At 42.4% G+C, this 23,046-nt stretch carries 19 protein-coding genes; 12 read left to right on the top strand and 7 right to left on the bottom strand.

Going from position 1 to position 23,046, the window contains the following annotated elements; translation table 11 throughout:
- The first annotated feature begins 387 nt into the window (after positions 1-387).
- The 6 genes from PJ15_RS13915 to PJ15_RS13890 all read left to right on the top strand — a co-directional run bounded on the left by PJ15_RS13915 (position 388) and on the right by PJ15_RS13890 (position 5,196).
- The gene (locus PJ15_RS13915) at positions 388-1,275 is read left to right on the top strand and encodes a VacJ family lipoprotein (protein ID WP_047431782.1); all 888 of its coding nucleotides are present in this window, start codon (positions 388-390) and stop codon (positions 1,273-1,275) included.
- Positions 1,276-1,405: 130 nt separating this feature from the next.
- Positions 1,406-2,374, top strand: a complete 969-nt coding sequence (gigA, locus tag PJ15_RS13910) for an RsbU family protein phosphatase GigA (RefSeq protein WP_004774749.1) — start codon at positions 1,406-1,408, stop codon at positions 2,372-2,374.
- Between the two features lie 102 nt (positions 2,375-2,476).
- The gene (gene gigB, locus PJ15_RS13905; RefSeq protein ID WP_004774748.1) at positions 2,477-2,998 is read left to right on the top strand and encodes an anti-anti-sigma factor GigB; all 522 of its coding nucleotides are present in this window, start codon (positions 2,477-2,479) and stop codon (positions 2,996-2,998) included.
- Between the two features lie 28 nt (positions 2,999-3,026).
- Entirely contained in the window at positions 3,027-3,851 is an 825-nt protein-coding gene (locus PJ15_RS13900) for a carbon-nitrogen hydrolase family protein (protein ID WP_004774747.1), read from the top strand.
- Between the two features lie 209 nt (positions 3,852-4,060).
- Positions 4,061-4,423 carry a DUF4951 domain-containing protein gene (locus PJ15_RS13895; protein WP_004774746.1) on the top strand — a complete coding sequence of 121 codons (363 nt, stop codon included), beginning with the start codon at positions 4,061-4,063 and terminating at the stop codon, positions 4,421-4,423.
- A 338-nt stretch (positions 4,424-4,761) separates the two neighbouring features.
- Positions 4,762-5,196, top strand: a complete 435-nt coding sequence (locus PJ15_RS13890) for an organic hydroperoxide resistance protein (RefSeq protein WP_047431779.1) — start codon at positions 4,762-4,764, stop codon at positions 5,194-5,196.
- Positions 5,197-5,259: 63 nt separating this feature from the next.
- On the opposite strand, the gene gspE is transcribed toward PJ15_RS13890, so the two are convergent.
- Positions 5,260-6,750, bottom strand: coding sequence for a type II secretion system ATPase GspE (gspE, locus tag PJ15_RS13885; RefSeq protein WP_004774744.1), 1,491 nt, complete (start codon positions 6,748-6,750; stop codon positions 5,260-5,262).
- Between the two features lie 93 nt (positions 6,751-6,843).
- Between gspE and PJ15_RS13880 the strand changes: the two genes are divergently transcribed.
- Both PJ15_RS13880 and PJ15_RS13875 read left to right on the top strand, forming a co-directional pair.
- Positions 6,844-7,665: a hypothetical protein gene (locus PJ15_RS13880; RefSeq protein WP_005146492.1), complete on the top strand. Its 822-nt coding sequence runs from the start codon at positions 6,844-6,846 to the stop codon at positions 7,663-7,665.
- 9 nt (positions 7,666-7,674) lie between these two features.
- A complete protein-coding gene (locus tag PJ15_RS13875) occupies positions 7,675-8,592 on the top strand; it encodes a mechanosensitive ion channel family protein (RefSeq protein ID WP_004774742.1) in 918 nt (305 codons plus the stop codon).
- Here PJ15_RS13875 and PJ15_RS13870 read toward each other — a convergent pair whose 3' ends face one another.
- Complete coding sequence (locus tag PJ15_RS13870; protein WP_047431773.1) at positions 8,593-11,463, bottom strand: DUF2339 domain-containing protein; 2,871 nt, start codon at positions 11,461-11,463, stop codon at positions 8,593-8,595.
- A 188-nt stretch (positions 11,464-11,651) separates the two neighbouring features.
- Here PJ15_RS13870 and polA point away from each other — a divergent pair, with 188 nt between their 5' ends.
- Together polA and PJ15_RS13860 are read left to right on the top strand one after the other, a co-directional pair.
- A complete protein-coding gene (polA, locus tag PJ15_RS13865) occupies positions 11,652-14,417 on the top strand; it encodes a DNA polymerase I (protein WP_047431770.1) in 2,766 nt (921 codons plus the stop codon).
- A 128-nt stretch (positions 14,418-14,545) separates the two neighbouring features.
- A complete protein-coding gene (locus tag PJ15_RS13860) occupies positions 14,546-15,670 on the top strand; it encodes an acyltransferase family protein (RefSeq protein ID WP_047431769.1) in 1,125 nt (374 codons plus the stop codon).
- 41 nt (positions 15,671-15,711) lie between these two features.
- Here the strand turns inward: PJ15_RS13860 and PJ15_RS13855 are convergent, their stop codons facing one another.
- The 5 genes from PJ15_RS13855 to ppx are packed head-to-tail and all read right to left on the bottom strand — an operon-like array spanning position 15,712 to position 20,836.
- A complete protein-coding gene (locus PJ15_RS13855; protein WP_004774736.1) occupies positions 15,712-16,281 on the bottom strand; it encodes a YggT family protein in 570 nt (189 codons plus the stop codon).
- A gap of 16 nt (positions 16,282-16,297) precedes the next feature.
- Positions 16,298-17,137: a pyrroline-5-carboxylate reductase gene (proC, locus tag PJ15_RS13850; protein ID WP_047431766.1), complete on the bottom strand. Its 840-nt coding sequence runs from the start codon at positions 17,135-17,137 to the stop codon at positions 16,298-16,300.
- Between the two features lie 15 nt (positions 17,138-17,152).
- Positions 17,153-18,406, bottom strand: coding sequence for a tRNA lysidine(34) synthetase TilS (tilS, locus tag PJ15_RS13845; RefSeq protein ID WP_047431763.1), 1,254 nt, complete (start codon positions 18,404-18,406; stop codon positions 17,153-17,155).
- Between the two features lie 56 nt (positions 18,407-18,462).
- Positions 18,463-19,287 (bottom strand): acetyl-CoA carboxylase carboxyltransferase subunit alpha, encoded by an 825-nt coding sequence (locus tag PJ15_RS13840; RefSeq protein WP_004774730.1) that lies wholly within the window; start codon positions 19,285-19,287, stop codon positions 18,463-18,465.
- Between the two features lie 28 nt (positions 19,288-19,315).
- Entirely contained in the window at positions 19,316-20,836 is a 1,521-nt protein-coding gene (gene ppx, locus PJ15_RS13835; protein ID WP_004774727.1) for an exopolyphosphatase, read from the bottom strand.
- A gap of 273 nt (positions 20,837-21,109) precedes the next feature.
- Here ppx and trxA point away from each other — a divergent pair, with 273 nt between their 5' ends.
- Entirely contained in the window at positions 21,110-21,436 is a 327-nt protein-coding gene (gene trxA, locus PJ15_RS13830) for a thioredoxin (RefSeq protein WP_004774726.1), read from the top strand.
- 329 nt (positions 21,437-21,765) lie between these two features.
- The gene (gene rho / locus PJ15_RS13825; protein WP_004664227.1) at positions 21,766-23,034 is read left to right on the top strand and encodes a transcription termination factor Rho; all 1,269 of its coding nucleotides are present in this window, start codon (positions 21,766-21,768) and stop codon (positions 23,032-23,034) included.
- Positions 23,035-23,046 lie beyond the last annotated feature (12 nt).

Below are 23,046 nucleotides of genomic sequence, written 5' to 3'. Positions count from 1 at the left end.
ATCAAGCTAGGTCGGCTATATTACTCTAAATTTCTTCAAAGTCAACAGGTAATTTCGATATTTTTAAAACTTATCAATCAACCCAAGAATCCAACCTATTTAGCCAAATCCTTGTTTCTCAACAAGTTTTTATCTGCATCACCGCCGATGGATGTGCATTCTACAGCATTCCCAACCCAATGCAACACCCTTTTCCAAATTTATTGGAATTATTTGATCGAGTGTTTATTTTTAGAGCAAAATTACATTTTTTCTTATATTTTTCGACCGAATTTGTTTTAATACGATAAGAACAATTAAACTGTACTCTTGATATCTATGTTTTGCGTTAAGTGACGCAATCATTTTAATGACTGTATTTCGCTCTCACAGCGATTAAGGACTTATATGCATTACTCGAATTTTATCTTGCTTGGGTTGTTAACTGCTGGAGCTTGTTCATCAGTATTCGCTCAAGAGACTCCAAATGAGTCTGCCGCTCAATCTGCTACGCCGCAACCACAGGTTATGGCTGAGCAAAAGGTTTCAACGATTCAAGCAATAAAAGATTTAAAACATCTCACCAAGAATGATTTAAAAGTAAATGCTAATGCTGCACAACCTGATGCAGTTAAAGATCCTTTACAGCCATTGAATCGCCAGATTTATGCATTTAATGACATGTTAGATCGTAACTTATTAAAGCCAGTTGCAATTCAATATGTCGCAAAAGTTCCTGAACCTGTTCGTAGCCCCTACCGTCAGTTCCGCAAAAACCTCGGTGAGCCATGGAATGCAGTTAACCAGCTGATTCAGGGTCGTCCAGCACGTGCTGCTCAAACTTTAGGACGTTTTACTTTAAATACCCTTACAACTTTAGGTTTTGCAGATCCTGCACGTCGTTTAGGATTGTCAACTGAAGAAGAAAGCTTTGGTGTGACACTGGGTTATTACGGTGTACCTTCTGGCCCTTATGTAATGTTGCCATTCTTTGGTCCAAGTACGTTCCGTGATGGTTTTGGTTTAGCGGCAGATAGTTTTGGGCGTCCACAGAAATATTTACTGGATGATCAGGAAGGTATTTACTGGTCAACCAATGTCTTGCAAGCAGTTGATGCACGTTCACAAATTCTGGATATTGAAGAAAGTCTAAAAGGTGATAAATATTCAATGATCCGTGACTTCTATTTACAACGTAAGGCTTTCCAGATCGCAGAGAAGCGTGGCGACTCTGATGATGTTTCTTTTGTTGGTGATGAAGATGATGTTGATGACTCATCTTCTGATGAAAAGTGATCACATTAAAATAATGTTTTACAAACTTATGTATTGTCAGAGAATTTAAACTCTGGCAATACTATGTTATAGATCATCTTTCATCTACGATGAATCAAAAATGATCATACAAAGGATTGACTATTCATCTATGTATTTCATTCAACCCACACGCTCCATACCCTGTTTAGATCAAGCTTTAACTGAGTTACCAAGTTTGCAGATCATTCAAGTTGATGATCTGGATTTGTATGATCAAACAATTATTGCGATTGCCGATGTACAAGATTTCTTAAAATATCAATGGAAACTGCCGACTGTTGTGCTTGCATTTGAGCACGAAGGCGCAGCTTTGGCTCAGGCATGGGAATTAGGCGCTTTAGCGGGCTGGATTTGGGATAGCTTGCCAAAAAATCCAATTCATTCTTTATTCAAAATCGATGCGCAATATAAACGTAATCAAGATAGTCGCGATTTGCCATCTGCGGCCGAATTACAAAAACGTTTGTTGCCGAACCCGATTGAGCTCCCCAACTATCAGTTTGAATCGTTCTTTCAACCCTCGGCTTATTTGTCGGGTGACTGGTATGACTATTGGCGTTTAAATGATGAAGAGGTTTTATTCTATCTTGCGGATGTGTCAGGACATGGTGTCACCAGTAGTCTACTCACATCTTGGATGGCAGCTTTTCATGGTCGCTCAAAAACACCAGGGCAATTAATTCAAAAACTGAATGCAATGTTGGTACAAGAGAATATTGAAAAGCACATCACCATGGTGGCTGGTATTTTAAATCTGGCAACACATGAAGTACGTTGGTCTAGTGCAGGACATTACCCCCCTCCAATCATTTTTGAACCGAACCAGCCTCCACAGATTTTAACTACAAGTAGCTTTCCTTTAGGACTCACAGAAGAACTGGAAGTTGAAGAACATCGTTGTGTATTAAGTCGCCATGCGCGGTTTATTGTTTGTTCAGATGGTGCGCTTGAACCCTTCGATGGTGGCCTGAATGATCAATTCAATCAACTGGTGGAACACTTGCAAAATGATTCCTTTAAAGCCCCAGATCACGTGGCTGATGACATTGCTATTCTAAGCCTCCGCCGAATGAATTAATTTAAATATCAAAAACTTAATTAAATCTAGACCTCCGACCACTTGTGTCTGGAATATCACTATGGGATAATTTTATATCCTTTCTCTGAAAATGGCATTTATATGTCAACAGGTCATGTTGAATATGCAAGTTTGAACGGAACGCATATTTTCAAGCTTATTGGCGAAGTGCGTGCTCACTCTTGTATAAGTCTAGACAAACTGCTCAACCGAATTGAACAACAGCAAAATGTTGTTGGTGCAATCGTTGACTTAACTGAAACCACGTTTATTGACAGTACCGTTTTAGGCATTCTGGCAAAACTGGGTTTAAAGCTAAAGCAAGTTCATCAGATCCAAGCAGTCATGCTGTCAACAAATCCAGATATTACAACCTTAGCCAACAGTATGGGGCTAGGACAGGTATTTGTGATTTTAAATTACTGTGGTGATCCGAGTGTATGTACTTTGGAGCTTACCGATGAACATGTCACTCATAGTGCCATGCTCAATACTGTGCTCGATGCACATAAAACGTTGATGCGTTTAAACGAAAATAACCAGAATATGTTTGAACCTCTGGTTAAACAATTGCAAAAAGAACAAGATTGCCTCAATCTCGATGCACATAAACAAAACGCTTGATCACTCAACCTGATATCGCGGCGCCTATATGACTTTACTTTCTGTTGCACAAATGAACTCCCAAAATGATATCGAAGCAAATTTCGATGTCATTGAATCATTAATTCAACAGAGTAAAGCTCAGGCTGCTGAGCTCATCGTGTTACCTGAAAACTTTGTCTGCTTTGCTGCGGGTAAACAACGTGAAACCGCAGCTCAATTCGAGAGTATTCAAAAACGATTAGAGCAACTGGCGCATCGCTATCAAATATGGATAATTGCGGGCACGCTCCCATGCCCTTTCCGTCCAGATGGTTCAATCATTCAGGATGGTCGGGTTCGAACCGTCAGTTTATGTATTAGTCCTGAAGGGACAGAAGCTCGCTACGACAAAATTCATTTATTTGATGTGCAAGTCAGTGATGCAGTCGGCGGTTATCAGGAGTCTAAATTCTTTGAACCTGGTGATCAGGTCGTCGTTGCCAAAACACCTTTTGGTAACATCGGTCTGATGGTCTGCTATGACTTACGCTTTCCAGAACTGGCTTTAACCTTACGTCAGCAAGGTGCCAATATTTTAACGGCCCCTGCCGCATTTACCTATACAACAGGACAGCTTCATTGGCAGTTGCTGCTACAAGCACGTGCCATGGATAGCCAATGTTATGTTTTAGGTGCTGCCCAGCAAGGCTGGCATGGTGAAAAACGTCAAACTTGGGGACATGCAGGAATCACAGATAGTCGTGGACAACTGCTTCAAATGATCGAAACTGAGGGTCATGGTCTAATCACCAGTGCATTTGATCTTGAAGAACAAAATGCAATTCGTGCCTCTATGCCACTGATGCAACATCGCAAGCTCATCAATTATTAAAAATGAAACGCTATCAGCTTTTTTAATCGCAATTTTGCACAAAATATCAGCAATAGAATATATTCTGACCGTCTTGGTCAATTTTTACCAATGTACCATTTCTAGATTCATGATTTAATACAATTTATTGATCATCATAGAGCAAAGTCGAATGATTTTGGGATATGCATGATGTAACATCATCAACTCATTCTTATTAAGCTTTGTTCATGTTTAGATTTATCGCTGCTTTGTTTTTTTTGGGGGCCACCGTACCACTTCACGCCACAACCGTTGATGCAAATACGGATGAATCGGCCACTTCAACAACAGTGTTATCTACACCACAAAATTTATCCCTGAATGCTTTTGGTCAATGGATTATTGGCTGGGGAACAGGCCCAGAAGGTGCCAGACAACGTCTCGATAATATTCGACGCGAAGATGTTGCAGTGATTAAGCAAAAAGGCACAACCCTAGACATGATTCAGGCTTGGCAGAAGCATTTTGAACTTGAAGCAGAAAATAACCTCGGCAATCCGACAGCGCGTTATCGTGCCCGTCTCATGAAAAAAATTGCTGATCTCTGGTAACAGACACATTAAATTTATTATCTAGCATTAGCATAAGTCTTATCACTTATGTTTTTTGTTTTGGGCACACAATAAAAATGAGATCTGCCAGATTAATTTATTACCCCAAATAGCCAACCTTTATGATTCAAGCGATTCGTATTTATGTCCCTTTAACAATGTGAATTGGCATAACTAATCATGCCCTACACTCATATATAAAACACCTACAAAACATAGAAACTCCCCTACACATATCACGACCAAAGATGGCAGGATCTATAACGTTTGCTGACTTGTATTTTAATTTAGATCCAGTACGATCAAATTGCATTCAATAATCTTCAGGAAGAATAATCATGTCATTAGAAAAAGTGGTTTATCGTGCAAAAGCAAAAGCAACAGGCGGTCGAGATGGCCGTGCAACCTCTTCTGACGGCGTTTTAGATGTAAAACTCGGTGTACCTAAAGAAATGGGCGGTGCTGGCGGTGCAGTGACCAACCCAGAACAACTCTTTGCTGCTGGCTATTCTGCATGCTTCTTGGGCGCAATGAAGTTTGTTGCGAACCGCGATAAGTTCAATATCAGCAAAGATGCCTATGTAGAAGGTGAAGTCGGAATTGGTCCAATTCCAACGGGTTTTGGTATTGAAGTCACTTTAAATATTTATCTGATCGGAATGGAACAAGCTGAAGCAGAACAATTGGTTGCTGCTGCACATATTGTTTGCCCTTATTCAAATGCGACCCGCAACAATATTGATGTGAATTTTAATATTGTGACTGCTGAATAATTTTAGTAATCATAAAAAAACAGCATGCGATCTGCATGCTGTTTTTTATTTCAAGGCTTAAATTTATTCTTCCGCAGCTTCATTGGTGACACGAAGTACTTCTTCCAATGTCGTTTTGCCAGCTAAAACTTTCAATAAACCATCATCTCGAATTGAAGCCGCATGACGGCGCGCATGATTTTCCAATTCATACTCCGCCGCATTGCCATGAATCAAACGGCGCATCGACTCATCGACTGGCACGATTTCATAAATTGCAGTTCGACCGCTAAAGCCTACATGTGAACATTTTTCACAGCCCTGTGGTTCAGGCAGCTGCATATATTCATCAACTTTCAGATGCTGGAAAACCTGACGCTCAAAATCATCTGCCTGACGCCATGTCACACAATGCGGACATAAAGTACGAACCAGACGCTGTGCAATCACGCCGATTAAAGAGCTCGCCAAGAGGAAAGGCTCGATTCCCATATCTTTTAAACGTGTTACCGCACCAATTGCAGTATTGGTATGCAGTGTGGAAAGTACCAAGTGACCCGTTAACGAAGCTTGAACTGCAATTTCAGCAGTTTCCAAGTCACGAATCTCACCGACCATTACTACATCCGGATCTTGACGCAACATCGCCTTCAACGCACGCGCAAAGGTCATATCTACTTTGGTATTGACCTGAGTTTGTCCAATCCCTTCCAGTTGATATTCAATTGGATCTTCGGCTGTCAGAATATTACGGGTATTGTCATTCAGATCAGACAAGGCGGCATACAAGGTGGTGGTTTTACCCGAACCTGTTGGGCCAGTCACAAGAATAATGCCATGTGGGCGATGGACCAGTTGAGTTAAGCGCTCATAGTCATTTTTCATCAAGCCTAAATGGGTCATGTTTAAACGCCCTGCCTGCTTGTCCAGCAAACGCATCACCACACGCTCGCCATGCGAAGAAGGCAAAGTCGAAACACGTACATCCACTTCGCGTCCAGCAAGGCGTAATGAAATACGACCATCTTGTGGAATTCGCTTTTCGGCAATATCCAGTTTCGCCATGACCTTGATACGAGATACCAAGAGCGGTGCCAGCTCACGACGTGGCTGCACAATCTCACGCAATTGACCATCAACACGCAAACGTACTGACAGTTTTTTCTCAAAGGCTTCAATATGAATATCTGAGGCGCTGACGCGAATCGCTTCTGACAATAAGGCATTAATCAAACGAACAATCGGTGCATCATCTTCCTGATCCATTAGGTCTTCGGCTTCAGGCACCTGATCGGCCAGACTCAGTAAATCGGGATGATCTTCCAGTCCTGCTGCAACTTGCTGCGACTCGCCTGTATCGCCCGCATAACTGGAACTGAGTAAGGCATGAAACTCCTGATCACTACACAATTGATCGTGAGCAGATTTCCCCAGAATTCGACGCGCTTCCTGCAACGCAATACGCGCAGTGTCCTTGCGTCGTACAATAAAAATTTGATCACCTTCATAGCGCAATAAAACGCCATGTCGCTTCGCAAAACTATAAGGAATTTGTATTTGTTTAAGTATTTGCATCACACAAATAATGATAAGAGAAAGTATTGAGTGTACTCTAAGCAGATTACAGCGTGAAGTCTGTTTAGCATACTCACAAAGGAATTTTGCATCTTGTCTCAAAATAATCAATTTGAAGTACCACCTTCCAATACGTTGAAATGGTGGGGTGAACAACAATTCGAACTTCAACAGGCCAAAGCTTGGCAATTCGGTTCATTGCTCTTTCGTCTAACTCGCGGCATTAAAGAATGGCGTCTGGAATATCATCGCCCTCAATTTCAGTATGACTACGAACAACAGTGGCGAATATTGAACGATATTGAATTTGCCATGCCGCCTCCAGCAAAAATTGAACGCTACATGTTTCATAAAACCAATAGTACGTTTCATTTAATGCCGCGTCTGGCTGATCGTTCAGTGGTGATTCGTCCTGTGGATCCGATTTATATTCCAGCGGGTCAGCGTGGAACCTTATATATCAGCACACCATTGTGGATCGCAGGTCTGGTGGATGGGCTTTCTGAACCGCTTTTTGATATTCCCGTGATTCAACCGAAAGACACATGGTTTGGTAAAGACCCACAAAATGGTGAGATTTGCTACGCCACTTCAGTCGACGGTCGTATCGATTTGAATCTCCTTAAACCACGTGCTTTCCGAGCGGTCACGCCAATTGAGTTTCACAATACCAGTCATCATCAATTGCGCTTTGACCGTATGAATGTGCCTGTGCCTGCCCTACCATTATTTTATAGTGAAAGTACAGGGCGCTTATGGACCTCACAAATCAAGGTCTATTACGAAGGCACAGATCATCCGGCAAGAATTCGCATTGAAAACAAAACCCCGACTCAGGCAGGTGAAGTCACCTATGTACATCCCCCTCGAGCCCCTGGTAGCACCTTATTCAATATGTTTGATTCATTCTTCTAAGGGGTTGCCATGCCGAATTCAAATATTCCAAAAGATGTTGCTGGCAGCCTGACCAGTGTTTTTACCAACATTAATTTTGAGCGCCTCAGCGAAATCGTGGTCGCCATTATTTTATGTTTTATCGGCTTCCTGATTGCGCGACTGGTCTCCAATGCCTTTATCCGCACCATTGGTAGCCGTTTTAATGCACATCAACGCTTATTATGGCGTCGAGGTATTTTTTATTTTATTTTCTTGCTGTTCATCATGACCAGTTTAAGGGAAGCGGGTTTTAAACTGAGTGTCTTTCTCGGTGCAGCAGGGATCTTGACGGTCGCTTTGGGTTTCGCCTCTCAGACTTCTGCAACCAACTTGATCAGTGGTTTGTTCCTGATTGGTGAAGGCTCCTTTGAAGTCGGTGATACCATTCAAATTACCTTGATTCGGGGTCAAACCATTGAGGGTGAAGTCATTTCAATTGACTTACTCTCAGTCAAACTTTTGACGCTGGATAATGTTTATATTCGCTTGCCGAACGAACAACTGATTCGAACGCCCGTGATGAATTTATCCAAATATCCAATACGGCGTATTCCGATTACACTCGCCATTAATTTCCATGAAGATATCATCAAAGTTCGCCAAGTCTTGTTAGATGTGGCAGCGAAATATCCACTGGTGATGGATGACCCGAAAGCAACAGTCACTGTTACTGCATTTAGGGAATCTTCAATTGAGTTGTTATTTGCGGTGTGGTGCCGTCAGGAAAACTCACTTAAAGTCCGCGATGAAATGCAGGAACGGATTCGTAATGGCTTTCTGGAAAATGAGATCGAAATTCCAGTACCGAAGATGGGCCTGATTGATCGACCTCTACCTTTGGAAAATGATGAAATCGATCAATATGCCAATCAGAAAGAACTGAAAAAAGACGAGAAAGAAAGATAATTAGCTTTCTTTCTTGGTCTCACTTAGCGCAGGTGGCAACGGAGCTAAATAAGCAATCACCAGCATCACCGCTCCCGAACCGATAAATGAAATCACACGGGTTAAAGTGCCACTTTGCGATAAGTCCAATAACAATAACTTCATGACCACGATTCCCAATAAAGCCGCACCGACAAACCAGATTTGGCGGATGTGGCGGCGACTGGAAAAAGTCATGAGAACGAAGGCTAAAATAACCCACAGCAGCGTTAAACTAAGTTGTACATCGCCATTCGACCAGATTGCTGTCCCCCAGAATGGTGTTCCTAGATAATGATGCATGGCACGCACCACCACACTACTCAGCACCAATAGACCAATCAAAATCGTGGTCACTTTAAAGCCCCATTCTATCGAACGCTCGGCACTAAAGTCATGATGGTAAATAATCCAGATCAGACCGAAGAACATCAATAAAGACAGGATATCCGTTAGGTTAAGCAGCGGTAGAACATAATATTGCTGTGCAGAATATAGATCTAGACTGACCAATACCAGCCAGACTAAGGTTAGGCACCAGATCGGAACCTGATGGAGCAACTGGGTTTTATTCGATATAAATCGCCAGATACTATAAATGGCTGGGACAATCGCAAGCGCGACAAGTGGCATGATGGGGAAAATAGCCAATCCAATACTGGCAAGACTGAGCCAAAGCAAAGCTGACCACAACATGAGCGACGCTTTAGATGTGTGAGCACTCAAGCTGGTCAGTATTAACATCATCGTAATCGAAGCTACAGCAAAGCTGATCTGATTTAAGCTACTCGACCAGTGCCAAACGACATACACATTTTGAGCAAAACTTTCCGCATAGAGCAAAGCTAATAAGCCGGCCAATAAGATCAGTTGTACATTGCCCCACTGCAATCGTGATTTAACATGTACCGCCAAACTAAACAGTGCCAGTAATATTGCCGCAATCGCAAGGTAAGGACTTAGCCCATGCTGTTGCCATTGCATCAATTCAACAGCCGCAATTGCTCCAGAATATAAACCAAGCGCTAAAAACACGCCGCTCAGCATCCGCGCACTAAAGTACTTTTCGACTTCCTGATAATGCAACAAGTAAAAAGCCGAAATAAATTGCGCTAAAGCAAAAATTGCGGTGCTTAAAATCGGGAAATGATCATTTGACCAGACCTGAAACAGTAATGCTACCGAACTGAGCAAGACCAGTGCGACACCCACATAACGACTTAAACGGTATCGCTCAGTGACGCCCCAAACGATTAATGCCGTGCCTTGAATCACCCAGCCAGTTGAAGTCCAATGTGCACCTTTGGCCAATGGGAAAATCAATGCAACAAACACCACCGCAAGGATAAAGAAACTTTTGGCCAAGATTGATAATTGTGGATGCTGACGTTTAATCCAGAGATTTAAAGCAATATAAGTCGTGGCAAGTGCAACAGCCCCCCAAGTGAGTGCTGAGGTTGAGTTATGCATTAAATAGGCATGCAAGGAAAAGCCCAAGACAGGCACACTAAAGATCAGACCGACATCTAAAATCGGCTGTAAGCGCTCAGATGACTGATGTGTTTGTTGCTGCTGGTTTTGAGCACGTAGCATCAATTGGCTATAACGAATACTGAGCCAGATGAATAAAGCCATATGCAACCACAGAATCATATCCAAGGTATTAAACTGCGCTGAATTTGCATAAATTCCGATGGTCGAACCACCAATAAACATGGTGGCAAAGAACGCAATTTGATGCAGGATTTTCCAGGGTTGAATAAAGTTCAGCGCCGCCACAGCCAAGTTAATCACAAAATAATAGCCAAACAGGAAAATCACATCTGGATGATTTTGAGGAATCACCAGTGGAGCTAGATAGGCCATGGTCAAGGCCAACATAGCCAAATACAAGGCCTGTTGCTTTAAGCTCAGATAGACCGTTGCCAATAATAAAAATACAAACAGCATACTGGCGGTGCTTAAGTTGGCAATCACTGCAAAATGATGTGAGAAAATCAGCGTCAAGAAAATGACAGCTAGCCCTACGCCTTGTAGCGCAACTGCGAATAATTGATTTTTCTTTTGCAGTAAATAACCTGCAACCGTCGTCACTGCCCCCGCGCTGGCAATAAAACCCAACTTCACGCCAAGACTGAGTTGCCAATGTTCACTAGCAAAACGTAATAATAAAACCACACCGACCATTAACACGGCGACAGCAACACGAAGAATTGGATTGCCGTGCATCATCCAGTCCAATGCAGGCTGCCACCAACTCGGTGTTTTAGGCTCAACAGCTTGAGTAACTGAAGTCTGGGTCTGTCCAAATGCTTCTTGAGCTGATGAAGTCTCTTGATGCATCCATGCTGGGGGCTGCTCGGGTTGAACAGAATGTGAGGAAACTGTAGCTGTTTGAATCGTTTCAATCTTCTGATCAGGATGGCTCTGCTGTGAGTGATCAAAGCTCCCCATCCCAACCTGATGTCGCTGAATCGCGTCATGCTCCAAATGCAACAGACGGGTTTGAAAGGCACTAATCGTTTGGATCAGGCACAACAGTAATACCAATAAAGCGCCGCCAGCCAGCCACATCCAAGTATTGGCATAGGCAAATAGCGCGACAAGCGCCGCACCATATATCACAACTTTCTGTACATCAATACCCGCTATCTGTGCAAAATTATTCGGCGTTGCCTGTTCAAGTTGCAGCAAGCGCTGATGAATCTCAGATAGAATGTGCACAATAACAACGGTCAGCCCGATCGTCGCTGCGATAACAGTCGCATGCCATTTAAATGCAACCGCACAAGCAAGCAGCACCGTCAAAGCAATCAGGACAAAAACCATTCCCTGTTTGTCTTTTTTATACATAGACTTATATCAATTATGACAGCTTCATTGCTGGTATCTTACTTGATCACTGCATAAGCAGGTATTTTCACATACAAAATACTGCAAATCTTAAACGACAAATCCAGCCGTACTCATCCGCGTTCAGATAAGACAGCCACGGCTTTTTCACGTAAAATACCGACTAATTTATAATTAGGATTTGCGCAATGCCACCTTTTGTCTTGGTTGACGGGTCTTATTTCTTATTTCGTGCTTTTCACGCTTTACCGCCATTAACGACGTCTACTGGCTTACATACCAATGCAATACGTGGTGCAATTTCAGCAATCCAGAAATTGATGCGTCGTACCCAACCGACTCACATGGCTGTCATTTTCGATACGCCAGAGCCAACTTTCCGTCATAAGTTATCACCGATCTATAAAGGTGATCGTCCAAGTATGCCTGAGGAGCTATCTCAGCAAATTCCTTATTTACATGCTTTGATCAGAGCACAAGGTATTCCGTTGTATAGTCTTCCCGGTGCGGAAGCAGATGACATTATTGGAACATTAACCAAACGCGCTTTGGCAGAAGGTCATCATGTCCTGATTTCGACCGGTGACAAGGACATGGCACAGCTGGTCAATGAGCACGTCAAACTGGAAGATAGTTTTAAAGAACGTGTTTTAGATGAAGCGGGTGTTTTTGAGAAATTCGGGGTACATCCCAATCAGATCATCGATTACCTGACCCTGATGGGCGATGCTTCTGACGGAATTATGGGCGTTCCAGGAGTCGGCGCGAAAACAGCGGCGAAACTGTTGAATGAATACGGTACATTGAGCAATATCATTGCTAATGCCGATCAGTTGAAAAGCAAAATCAGCCAGAACATTAAAGATAACGTAGAGAACATCAAAATTGACCATCAATTGGCAAGTATTGTTTGTGATCTTGATCTGGCTTTAGATTGGCATGATCTTAAACTCACCAATCCAAATGTAGATCAGTTACGTAATCTCTATACTGAGCTCGAATTCCGTAACCAGTTACAATCGCTGGATCATCCAAATAATCCAAACAGTTCAGCTTATCAACAGACATCTCAAAGTATTGCCAAAGCTGAGCAAAAAACTGAGCAAGTGGTTGTTGAAGATCATGCCAGTCTGTCTAGTCAGGATGATCAACTCGGTACAGCAACTTACCATACAGTGCTGAGCCAACAGGACTGGGATGCGTTATTGCAACGTATGCAGCAAGCAGATCATTTTGCGATTGATACAGAAACCACCAATCTGGATTACCGCTTTGCTGAGCTGGTCGGTTTCTCGGTCGCATTTGATGCCAATGATGCTTACTATGTTCCTGTCGCACATGATTATGAAGGTGCACCAGAACAACTGAATCGTGAACAGGTTCTAGCTCAGATCAAACCGATCCTTGAAAATGAACAAGTGAAGAAAATTGGTCATCATTTAAAATATGATGCTCATATCTTTGCCAATCACGGTATCACTATTCAAGGCTGGTATTTCGATACCATGCTTGCTTCATATGTGTTGAATGCTGCTGCAACACGACATGGCATGGATGATGTTGCCCGTCTTTATCTCAGCCATTTGACCACGACTTTTGAGCAAATCGCAGGTAAAGGTGCTAAACAAAAAACCTTTAATCAGATCGAACTTGAAGTGGCAGCCCATTATGCTGCTGAAGATGCGCATGTTACCTATCGTTTATATGAAGTGCTCGCAGCAAAACTGAAAGCCCATCCTGAACTGGTAAATATCCTGCATAACATTGAGATGCCAGTTGCTCGCGTGCTCACAGGCATGGAAGAAGATGGTATTAAGCTGGATCATCAATTCCTCGATCAACTCAGTGTTGAGTTTTCAGAAACGATTCAAACGCTTGAAGCTCAAGCAGCAGAACTGGCGGGCGAAGCTTTTAATGTGGCATCACCTAAACAGGTTGGTGAAGTCCTGTTTGAAAAGCTTGGACTCAAAGGTGGTAAGAAAACAGCCACAGGTCAATACAGCACCAGCGAAAGTATCCTTGAGAAAATTGAGCATCCTTTAGCAGAAGTGATTTTGGAACATCGCAGTTTAGCGAAACTCAAAAACACCTATACGGATCGCCTGATCGTACAGTCGAATGATACCACCCATCGTGTGCATACCAGCTATCATCAAGCCTTGACAGCGACAGGTCGTTTGTCTTCAACCGATCCAAACCTGCAAAACATTCCAATCCGTACCCCGATTGGTCGTCAGATTCGTAAAGCATTTATTGCACCTGAAGGTCGAGTATTATTGGCAGCCGATTACTCGCAAATCGAATTGCGTTTGATGGCACATTTCTCTCAAGATGATGCATTAGTTCATGCCTTCCAGCAAGGTCAGGACGTGCACCGTCGTACTGCTTCCGAAGTATTGGGTATTGATATTGAAGATGTCACCAATGATCAACGTCGCCAAGCCAAAGCGGTCAACTTTGGTCTGCTGTACGGGATGTCTGAATTTGGTTTAACCCGTCAGCTTGGCTTTACCCGTGAAGAATCTCGTAGCTATATCGCACGTTACTTCCAGCGTTATCCAGGCGTACTGGACTATATGGAACGTACCCGCCAGATCGCGCGCGAACAAGGCTTTGTCGAGACGATTCTCGGCCGTCGTTTGTATACGCCAGACATTATGGCAACCAATAAAATGATTAAGCAGGCAGCCGAACGTGCAGCAATTAATGCGCCGTTACAAGGTAGTGCAGCAGATATTATCAAGCTTGCCATGATTGCAGTCGATAAAATGTTGCCGAAAGATCAAGCTAAGCTGTTATTACAGGTACACGATGAACTTGTGTTTGAAGCGGATGCAGCAATTGCAGATGAACTTTCAAAACAAATTGCGGAAGTAATGCAATCTGTCTTGCAAATTTCTGTGCCATTTGTGGTTGAAGTAGGTCAAGGACTAAACTGGGACGCTGCGCACTAAGCCAGCCCCCAGCTCATAAAAACATAATGTTTCTTGCAGACAGGGGATCAACTCCCCTGCGCTACAAGAACACGAATAATAAAGAATACCCGATAAAAATTAATCCGCATAGGAGAAAGGAATGCAATATGTCCTTTAATCAAGTTCAATTTAACCGTTACCATTCCATTGATTCATTAAGCTTTATTTCCATCTTTCTGGTATTACTCCATCACTTTAATATTCCTTATAAATTGTTTGATACTTCCATCAATTTTCAAATTTTTGGAGAGAATATCACCACGCTTTTGGCCCGGAATGGAAATTATGGCGTCACCATGTTCTTTGTCATCTCAGGCTACCTGATCACCTCACATAGCCTTAAACGTTGGGGATCTCTAGCCCAGATCAATATTCGGGATTTCTATATTTCAAGATTCTCTCGCATTATGCCCACCATGATTTTACTCATCTGTCTGGTGAATCTTCTCGGTGCGTTTGAGCTAAAACCCTTTATGACCCAAGCGCCTAATGAGATTGTCGTTGCGCAATCCACTGTCAATCTAGCAGCCCTCACCTTTTGGATGAATATCCTGATTATTGAAAATGGCTGGGTCAACTATGTACTGGGCGTATTATGGTCGTTATCGGTTGAAGAAGTCTTTTATTTAAGCTTCCCACTGGCTGCATTGTTCTTCAGAAAACAAAGTTTATTTGTCGTGGTCTGTATCGGTCTGATTCTATTCGCGCCATATTTTAGGTTCTTACATTATGGTGAAGAAAGTGGGGCTTATTTATACCATTACTTTTCCAGCTTTGATGGCATTGCTTTTGGCTGTCTCGCTGCCCTTACCCCGAAGCTGATCCTTCAGCCTAAAGTCTGGTCAGCACTAAAAACGATTGCAATTGCAGTTATGCTGTTCATCTACTTTTCAGGATCGATTAAAGAAAATTGCATCTGGGGAATCAGCTTATTTGCATTTTCTACCGTGATCGTGATTCTGGCAAATGTCGCCAATGAACGGGCAGATTCAGTATCTTCACATTTTGATTGGATCAGAAATATCGGTAAGAATAGTTATGAGATTTATCTATTTCATCTCATCATTCTGGGTTTCTTTAAATTGTTTTATACACCAGCCTTGACTGAAGGTAATAAGCTCTTGTTATTGTTGATTTACTTTATTCTGGCAATTGTCCTAGGGGGTTGGATTGCACGCTACTTTTCCAATCCACTCAACCAAAGCATAAGACAACGCTTGATCAAGAAATAAAAAATGGGCATTACGCCCATTTTTTATTGAATCAAACTTGCTTAAAGACCTGTTAACAGAACTTTAGCTGCTTCATTCATCAAGATCTCAGCAACATATAAAGCCAAGAACGCCAAAATTGGAGAAAGATCAATCATTCCCATATTCGGCATGATACGACGGAAAGGTGCAAGCAATGGTTCAGCCAGCTCCTGAATCACTTCAATATAGGGTGAACGTGTCTGTGTAAACATCACCACCCAGCTTAAAATGATGGTGGCAAAAATCAAATAACGACAGAAACGGATCAAGTCCTGAATCATGGTCACAAATGTCGTGATCACCAGATACACTGCGCTATGTGGCATCTGTCCAGATAAATACATCAAACCGAACATTTTCAGTAAATACAGTACCACCAACAAAGCTACTGCCGCTAAATTGACACGCCCCTTGCCGACTGTTGGGAAAATACGACTAAAAATATCTACAATCTTGGTTGCTTTCACTGTCGAAAGTACCACTGGATTGTATGGACTCACTGCCGCCAATTGCATTAAAAAACGGAAAAAGACCAATAAAATTGCAACATTGATCAAAACACCAAAAATTAGCGCAGAACTTGCACCCATAATTGTCTTATCCTACTTAAACCGATTTAGTCTTGTCACTCAGCTCTTGCGCAAGCTCTTGGCTACGCTTTTGAGCTGCTGCAAGCGCTGCTTGAATATTTTGTGAAATCTGCGCACGATCAAACACCTCTAAAGCTGCTTGTGTGGTGCCATTTGGAGAGGTCACATTTTTACGTAATTCTGCTGGAGAATTTGAGCTGGTAATTGCCATTTGCGCCGCACCTAATGCAGTTTGCAAGGTCAATGCAGTTGCAACTTTTTCATCCAACCCCAAGTTTTTACCTGCACGAATCATACTTTCCATCAAATAGAAGAAATATGCAGGACCAGAACCCGATACTGCAGTTACTGCATCAATTTGTGCTTCATTTTCTACCCAGATGGTTAAACCTGTCGCTGCAAGAATCTGACTGGTTAATTCACGGTCTTGTGCATCAACAGCTTCAGAGGCATAAATACCATGCGCACCTGTTTGAACCAAGGCTGGCGTATTTGGCATAACACGGACAATACGCTGACTGCCACCAATCAAATCTGAAATGGTCTGAATCTCAGCACCCGCAATAATCGAGATCACAAGTTTATCTGACAACAAACCATTTAATGGTTGTAATACCGTTGCCAACACTTGCGGTTTTACTGCCAATACGACGACATCTGCATTCTTGATTGCTTCCACATTATCTGTGGTGGTCTGAATCCCTTTTTCTTCTAATACGTGACGAATTTGCTCTACTGGGTCAGAAACAGTAATACGTGTCGTAGGTAATCCACGAGAAAGTAAGCCGCCAATCAAGGCTTGCGCCATATTACCGCCGCCAATAAAACAAATATTTTTATTCAATGCTGTCGCCATGTCCTACTCGTCATATCAAAAAGACTGCTGAAAAGTACAGTCAGAAATTAAACTTGGTTGCCAACCACCCTGCTCTAAATACTCAGATTGCGCCAACCAAAAACCTTTTGGGCTAAGAACCCCAAGCATAACATTATCCACGACTAATATTTGAATTGTATGACGTAACCAAGGCAAAATCTGTGCTTCTTGAATGGCTTTTTTGAGAGGCCAATGTCCAACACGACCATAAAGATGAATTTTTTCTCCACCCTGACGTTTGAGTAGCTTCAACTCACGCCCTAACAGTTGTGCAGAAAGGCCCATGGCTTGCGATTCAATCTTAAATTGTCCAGCAGCAACCTGAATCACTTGTCCCATTTCATACTGTTGAGAAATAATATTCGGAAAGCTTGTTTGCTGTTCCGCATACAATTCATCATGGCTTAAACGGTATAATTTTTTCTGATAACGCGCATAGTAATGCGGGTGAATATGCAAACTTGCCTGCGCATCAGGTTTTGCCCAAATGACTTCATTCTGTAGGCGCTGTACCATATCGTAACTTGGGCGATATTGGTCTTTACCTTTAATCCAGACGGATAACAGTTGTCGTTGCCGCGCTGTTGAAAGCTCAGCCAATTTCGTTAAATCCAACTCACGATCCGTTGCACAATGCTGCCAGTCCTGTTTCAACACATCATTTAAGATTTCCGCTGCATCTTGCATCAGATAACTGCTTCGTGCCACAGCCGACTGCATTTTAGGGAAACGGTTTTCTAGCAGCGGCCATAATTGTTCTCGGCACCATGCCCGATCATAATGTGTATCGTGATTGGTCGGATCGGTGACATAGTTCAAAGCCAGTTGTTGTGACCACTGTTCAATCTGTTCCCGACTCAAATCTAAAAATGGTCGCCAGATGGTCATATCCTCACGGATATCAAGCTGTTGCATGGCAGCGAGTCCATTGACTCCCGCCCCAGAAAATAGACGCAATAAGAACGTTTCAGCCTGATCTTGCTGATGATGTGCTAAGACAAGAATTTCATTGGATTGTAAGTGTTGCTGATAAGCATGATAACGGGCTCGTCGCGCTTGCTGCTCCAGATTGCCAGTTTCAACAGTGACTTTTTGCAGAATGACAGGAATATTAAATGCTTCAGCTTGCTGTTGGACAAACAATCCCCAGCCAGCACTCAGCGTTTGCAGCTGGTGATCGACATAAATGGCACGAATTCGATTTGGAAAAAGTTCAGACATCAGATACAGCAACAGCATGGAATCCATGCCGCCGCTACACCCAATCAAGAATTGAGTTTGTTCAGAAAAATGCTGTGTTTGTCCTAAGACGCGATGCCTAAATTGCTGCTGCCAAACTTCATTAAACGTTGATAACGTGCGTCGCATCGTTCTTGGGCATCCATCGGTTGCAATTCATCTAAAGCTTGCTTTAACACATCTTTCAAATCATGCATGACTTTTTCAGGTTGCAAGTGTGCACCTTCACCTTCGTCCACGACATATTCAACGATGCCTAAAGCTTGGAGTTTATCGGCAGTTAATGCCAGTGCTTCACTTGCTTGTGCGGCTTTTTCTGCGGTTTTCCATAAAATAGAAGCACAACCTTCAGGTGAAATCACTGAATAGATACTATGCGATAGCATAATCACACGATCTGCTACGCCAATACCTAAAGCACCACCAGAACCACCTTCGCCAAGTACAGTCGCAATCACTGGAACCTTCAAACTTGAAAGTTGCGCCAAGCTGGTTGCAATCGCTTCAGCCTGACCACGCTCTTCTGCACCTACACCTGGGTAAGCCCCCATGGTATCGACAAACGTAAATACTGGTAAATTGAAGCGCTCAGCCATATCAAGTAAGCGCTGTGATTTACGATAACCTTCTGGGTTACACATCCCAAAGTTATGCTGTAACTTTTCACGGGTACTGCGGCCACGGTGCTGACCGACAACCATCACAGGTTGCCCATCAAAACGTGCCAGACCACCAATCATGGCACCGTCATCACCAAATAAACGGTCACCATGAAGTGCATCAAATTCAGTAAAGATTTCACTGACATAATCTAGAAATTGCGGACGTTCAGGATGTCGTGCAATTTGAACCGTAGCCCAAGCCTTGGACTGAGTCGCTTTATTTTTCATAAGTCAAGAATGATCCATAATAATATGGTTAATCAACAAATTTGTCTGACTGAATATTTAACTCAATGTCCCAATGCTTAAACTGCAATTGTTCATCATGCAGGTCAGCAACTAATAAAGGCCATTGTTTAGCATCGCCAGATACGCTTAGTTGCCATTGTTGATCATTTACAACACTGAGTTCAATGGCAGGAAGCATCTGATCACTACGACTATGGTTCAGCAAAACAGCCAGACGAAGCAATAAACAAAGATAAAGTAAATGGCTACCACCGACCTTTAAAACGTCATTTTTTGCATCTGCACGCAACTTGCGACGGTGATGTGAAACCAGATGAGACAAATGGTTTTGATCAATTTGTGAGAAACCAGGAATATCCGAATGCTGCAATAAATACGCGCCATGACGATGATAACCAGCATGACTAATCGCCAGACCAATTTCATGTAAATAAGCCGCACGACGCAGTAAGTCACTGTCTTCAGTGGTTAAATTCAGACTTTCAGCCACTCCGTCAAACAATTGCTGAGCAGTGCTGACCACACGTTCTGCCTGTTTCGGATCCGCATTGTAGCGACCCATTAAGGCTTGCACACTACGGTCACGAATATCTTCATGCTTGAAACGTCCAAGCAGGTCATACATGACGCCTTCACGTAACGCACCATCAGAATATGCCAATTTATCGATATCTAAAACTTCAAAAATGGCAAATAAAATCGCAACGCCAGCTGGCAAAACTGCTCGACGATCTTCCCGTAGACCTTCAAAATCAATTTCAGAGATATGTTTAAATTTAAGTAAACGATCTTTTAACTTATATAAGCCATCACGGGTCAGATTCTCCTGTTCATCACTCAGACCAAGATTAACCGCAATCTGACGACAGGCTTTGATGGTTCCACTTGAACCGACAACGGTATCCCAACCCACTGATTTATAGGTATTGGCAATACCTGACATTTCTTTACGGGCTGCTACTACAGCTTTATCAAATGCTTTGCTGGTAATCTCGCCATCAGAGAAAAAAGTTTTGCTATAAGCCACACAACCCATCTGTAAAGATTCGGTATGCAGTGGCTCAAACTCTTCACCAATAATAAACTCTGTTGATCCACCACCAATATCAACAACTAGACGACGACCGCCATTGGCCATGGTATGGGAAACACCCAAGTAAATCAGGCGTGCTTCTTCACGACCTGCAATAATTTCAATCGGTTTTGGTAAAATTTCTGCAGCTTTCTGAATAAATTCGTGACCATTTTTCGCTTGTCTTAATGCGTTGGTCGCCACAATTCTTAAACGATTCGGTTGTACCGAACTTAAACGTCCCACAAAACGGGCTAAACAAGCCAGTCCGCGCTGTTGTGCTGCTTCTGTTAAATTCTTATTTTCATCAAGCCCAGCTGCTAACTGTACTTTTTCTGACATTGAAGCGACTTTCTTAACCTCACCGTGATCAACACGTGCAATTGCAAGATGGAAACTGTTTGATCCCATATCAATCGCAGCAAGTAACTCTTCATCAATCAGAAAATCAGACATTATTCATATAAACCCATGCTCAATTCACGCATTAGAGTAATTCACATGCTTACAATTTTAAAGTCATTTTAATCAATAAAAGTTACCTATTTCTGCTTTTAATGCATAAATCATTGTAGAAGTCGATGATCAACATCGTGAGCATCCATTAGACTTTTCATTTTCAAACTTGAATAATCGGAACAAACCCTTACATTGAGTAAAGTAGCAATGTAATATTCATCGTGATGATGAACTAATTCGCACTTTATTTCTTAAATTTGGAGCAACCTTATGTCTGCGACTATTGTTAATACAACTGATGAAAACTTCCAAGCAGATGTTTTAGATGCTGAAACGCCTGTACTTGTTGACTTCTGGGCTGGCTGGTGTGCACCATGTAAAGCAATTGCACCTGTACTTGAAGAACTTTCAAACGAATACGCAGGTAAAGTTAAAATCGTTAAAGTTGACGTTACTTCATGCGAAGACACTGCTGTGAAATACAACATCCGTAATATTCCAGCATTATTGATGTTTAAAGATGGTGAAGTTGTTGCTCAACAAGTTGGTGCAGCGCCACGTTCAAAACTTGCAGCATTTATTGACCAAAACATCTAATACGACTGTTGAATTGTCAGTGCTAGAAATACGCTATTAAATGAATAGTGTATTTCTAGTTAAAAATTGACAAATCCCCTGATTTCATCTATATTTCTGGATCAAGAAGCTTTGAATGGAATCTACTTCATTGCGCTTCTTACAAGACACAAAACATAAGATCGCCGCTCGGCAATAAACAATTGTTTTCACATTTCTCTCTGAAACAATGAACCAGACTACTGAATTGTGGTTGTGTAAATACAATTACATCAGCATGTATGTATGCGGTCGATTTTTATTCTTTCCCTAACGTAGTCCTCCACTTATTCCATTCTGTCTGACCACTTATGAACTTAACTGAACTCAAGAAAAAACCCATTGGCGAACTCATTAAAATTGCGGAGTTTATGGGCCTTGAAGGCATGGCACGTAACCGTAAACAAGATATTATTTTTGCCATTTTAAAGCGCCATGCCATGAATGGCGAAGAAATCTTTGGTGATGGTGTTCTCGAAATTCTTTCTGATGGTTTTGGCTTCCTACGCTCTGCGGCTGGTTCATATTTAGCTGGACCAGATGACATCTATGTCAGTCCATCACAGATTCGCCGTTTTAACTTACGTACGGGTGACACCATTACAGGTACAATTCGTCCACCTAAAGAAGGTGAGCGTTATTTTGCCCTATTAAAAGTTAACCAAATTAACTATGACACCCCAGAAAACTCACGTAATAAAATTTTATTTGAAAACTTAACCCCACTCTTCCCGACAGAACAGCTGATTATGGAACTCGGGAATGGTACAACTGAAGATTTAACAGCACGTGTTGTTGATCTTGTTGCACCGATTGGTAAAGGTCAACGTTCAATCATTGTTGCACCGCCGAAAGCGGGTAAAACAATGTTATTGCAAAATATCGCGCAATCCATTGTCCGCAACAACCCTGAAGTATTCCTAATCGTCCTTCTTATTGACGAACGTCCGGAAGAAGTAACCGAGATGGAACGTACTGTTCGTGGTGAAGTTGTTGCATCAACATTCGATGAAGCACCTGCCCGCCATGTTCAAGTGGCTGAAATGGTCATTGAAAAGGCTAAGCGTCTTGTTGAGCACAAAAAAGATGTCGTGATTCTGCTGGATTCGATTACCCGTCTTGCGCGTGCTTACAACACTGTCATTCCTTCATCAGGTAAAGTATTGACAGGTGGTGTGGATGCGCATGCTTTAGAACGTCCAAAACGTTTCTTCGGTGCAGCACGTAATATTGAAGAAGGTGGTTCACTCACCATTATCTCAACTGCTTTGATTGAAACAGGCAGTAAGATGGATGACGTGATCTACGAAGAATTCAAAGGTACAGGTAACCAAGAGATTACTCTTGATCGTCGTATCGCCGAGAAACGTGTATTCCCGGCAATGAATATCAAGAAATCGGGTACTCGCCGCGAAGAACGCCTCATGAGTGAAGAAAATCTACGTAAAGTCTGGATTCTTCGTAAGCTTCTTCATCCAATGGATGAGCTTGCGGCAATGGAATTCTTATTGGATCGTATGAAAGAAACCAAGACCAACGATGATTTCTTTGATCAAATGAAAAGAAAAGCATCGACCTAAAGTCGGATAAAA

This window comes from Acinetobacter sp. neg1, from assembly GCF_000788125.1.
GTDB classification, from domain to species: Bacteria; Pseudomonadota; Gammaproteobacteria; order Pseudomonadales; family Moraxellaceae; genus Acinetobacter; species Acinetobacter vivianii.
The sequence above is the reverse complement of the archived record's forward strand: the minus strand, read 5'-3'. Positions and strand labels throughout refer to the sequence as shown.

What these genes read in the sequence shown, in the direction of transcription:
- gigB (WP_004774748.1), top strand. Translation starts at nt 2,477, where the DNA reads ATGTCAACAGGTCATGTTGAATATGCAAGTTTGAACGGAACGCATATT.
- rho (WP_004664227.1), top strand. Translation starts at nt 21,766, where the DNA reads ATGAACTTAACTGAACTCAAGAAAAAACCCATTGGCGAACTCATTAAA.
- PJ15_RS13875 (WP_004774742.1), top strand. Translation starts at nt 7,675, where the DNA reads ATGCCGAATTCAAATATTCCAAAAGATGTTGCTGGCAGCCTGACCAGT.
- tilS (WP_047431763.1), bottom strand. Translation starts at nt 18,406, where the DNA reads ATGGATTCCATGCTGTTGCTGTATCTGATGTCTGAACTTTTTCCAAAT.
- PJ15_RS13895 (WP_004774746.1), top strand. Translation starts at nt 4,061, where the DNA reads ATGTTTAGATTTATCGCTGCTTTGTTTTTTTTGGGGGCCACCGTACCA.
- PJ15_RS13870 (WP_047431773.1), bottom strand. Translation starts at nt 11,463, where the DNA reads ATGTATAAAAAAGACAAACAGGGAATGGTTTTTGTCCTGATTGCTTTG.
- trxA (WP_004774726.1), top strand. Translation starts at nt 21,110, where the DNA reads ATGTCTGCGACTATTGTTAATACAACTGATGAAAACTTCCAAGCAGAT.
- polA (WP_047431770.1), top strand. Translation starts at nt 11,652, where the DNA reads ATGCCACCTTTTGTCTTGGTTGACGGGTCTTATTTCTTATTTCGTGCT.
- gigA (WP_004774749.1), top strand. Translation starts at nt 1,406, where the DNA reads ATGTATTTCATTCAACCCACACGCTCCATACCCTGTTTAGATCAAGCT.
- PJ15_RS13900 (WP_004774747.1), top strand. Translation starts at nt 3,027, where the DNA reads ATGACTTTACTTTCTGTTGCACAAATGAACTCCCAAAATGATATCGAA.
- PJ15_RS13860 (WP_047431769.1), top strand. Translation starts at nt 14,546, where the DNA reads ATGTCCTTTAATCAAGTTCAATTTAACCGTTACCATTCCATTGATTCA.
- PJ15_RS13855 (WP_004774736.1), bottom strand. Translation starts at nt 16,281, where the DNA reads ATGGGTGCAAGTTCTGCGCTAATTTTTGGTGTTTTGATCAATGTTGCA.
- PJ15_RS13890 (WP_047431779.1), top strand. Translation starts at nt 4,762, where the DNA reads ATGTCATTAGAAAAAGTGGTTTATCGTGCAAAAGCAAAAGCAACAGGC.
- PJ15_RS13915 (WP_047431782.1), top strand. Translation starts at nt 388, where the DNA reads ATGCATTACTCGAATTTTATCTTGCTTGGGTTGTTAACTGCTGGAGCT.
- proC (WP_047431766.1), bottom strand. Translation starts at nt 17,137, where the DNA reads ATGGCGACAGCATTGAATAAAAATATTTGTTTTATTGGCGGCGGTAAT.
- ppx (WP_004774727.1), bottom strand. Translation starts at nt 20,836, where the DNA reads ATGTCTGATTTTCTGATTGATGAAGAGTTACTTGCTGCGATTGATATG.
- gspE (WP_004774744.1), bottom strand. Translation starts at nt 6,750, where the DNA reads ATGCAAATACTTAAACAAATACAAATTCCTTATAGTTTTGCGAAGCGA.
- PJ15_RS13840 (WP_004774730.1), bottom strand. Translation starts at nt 19,287, where the DNA reads ATGAAAAATAAAGCGACTCAGTCCAAGGCTTGGGCTACGGTTCAAATT.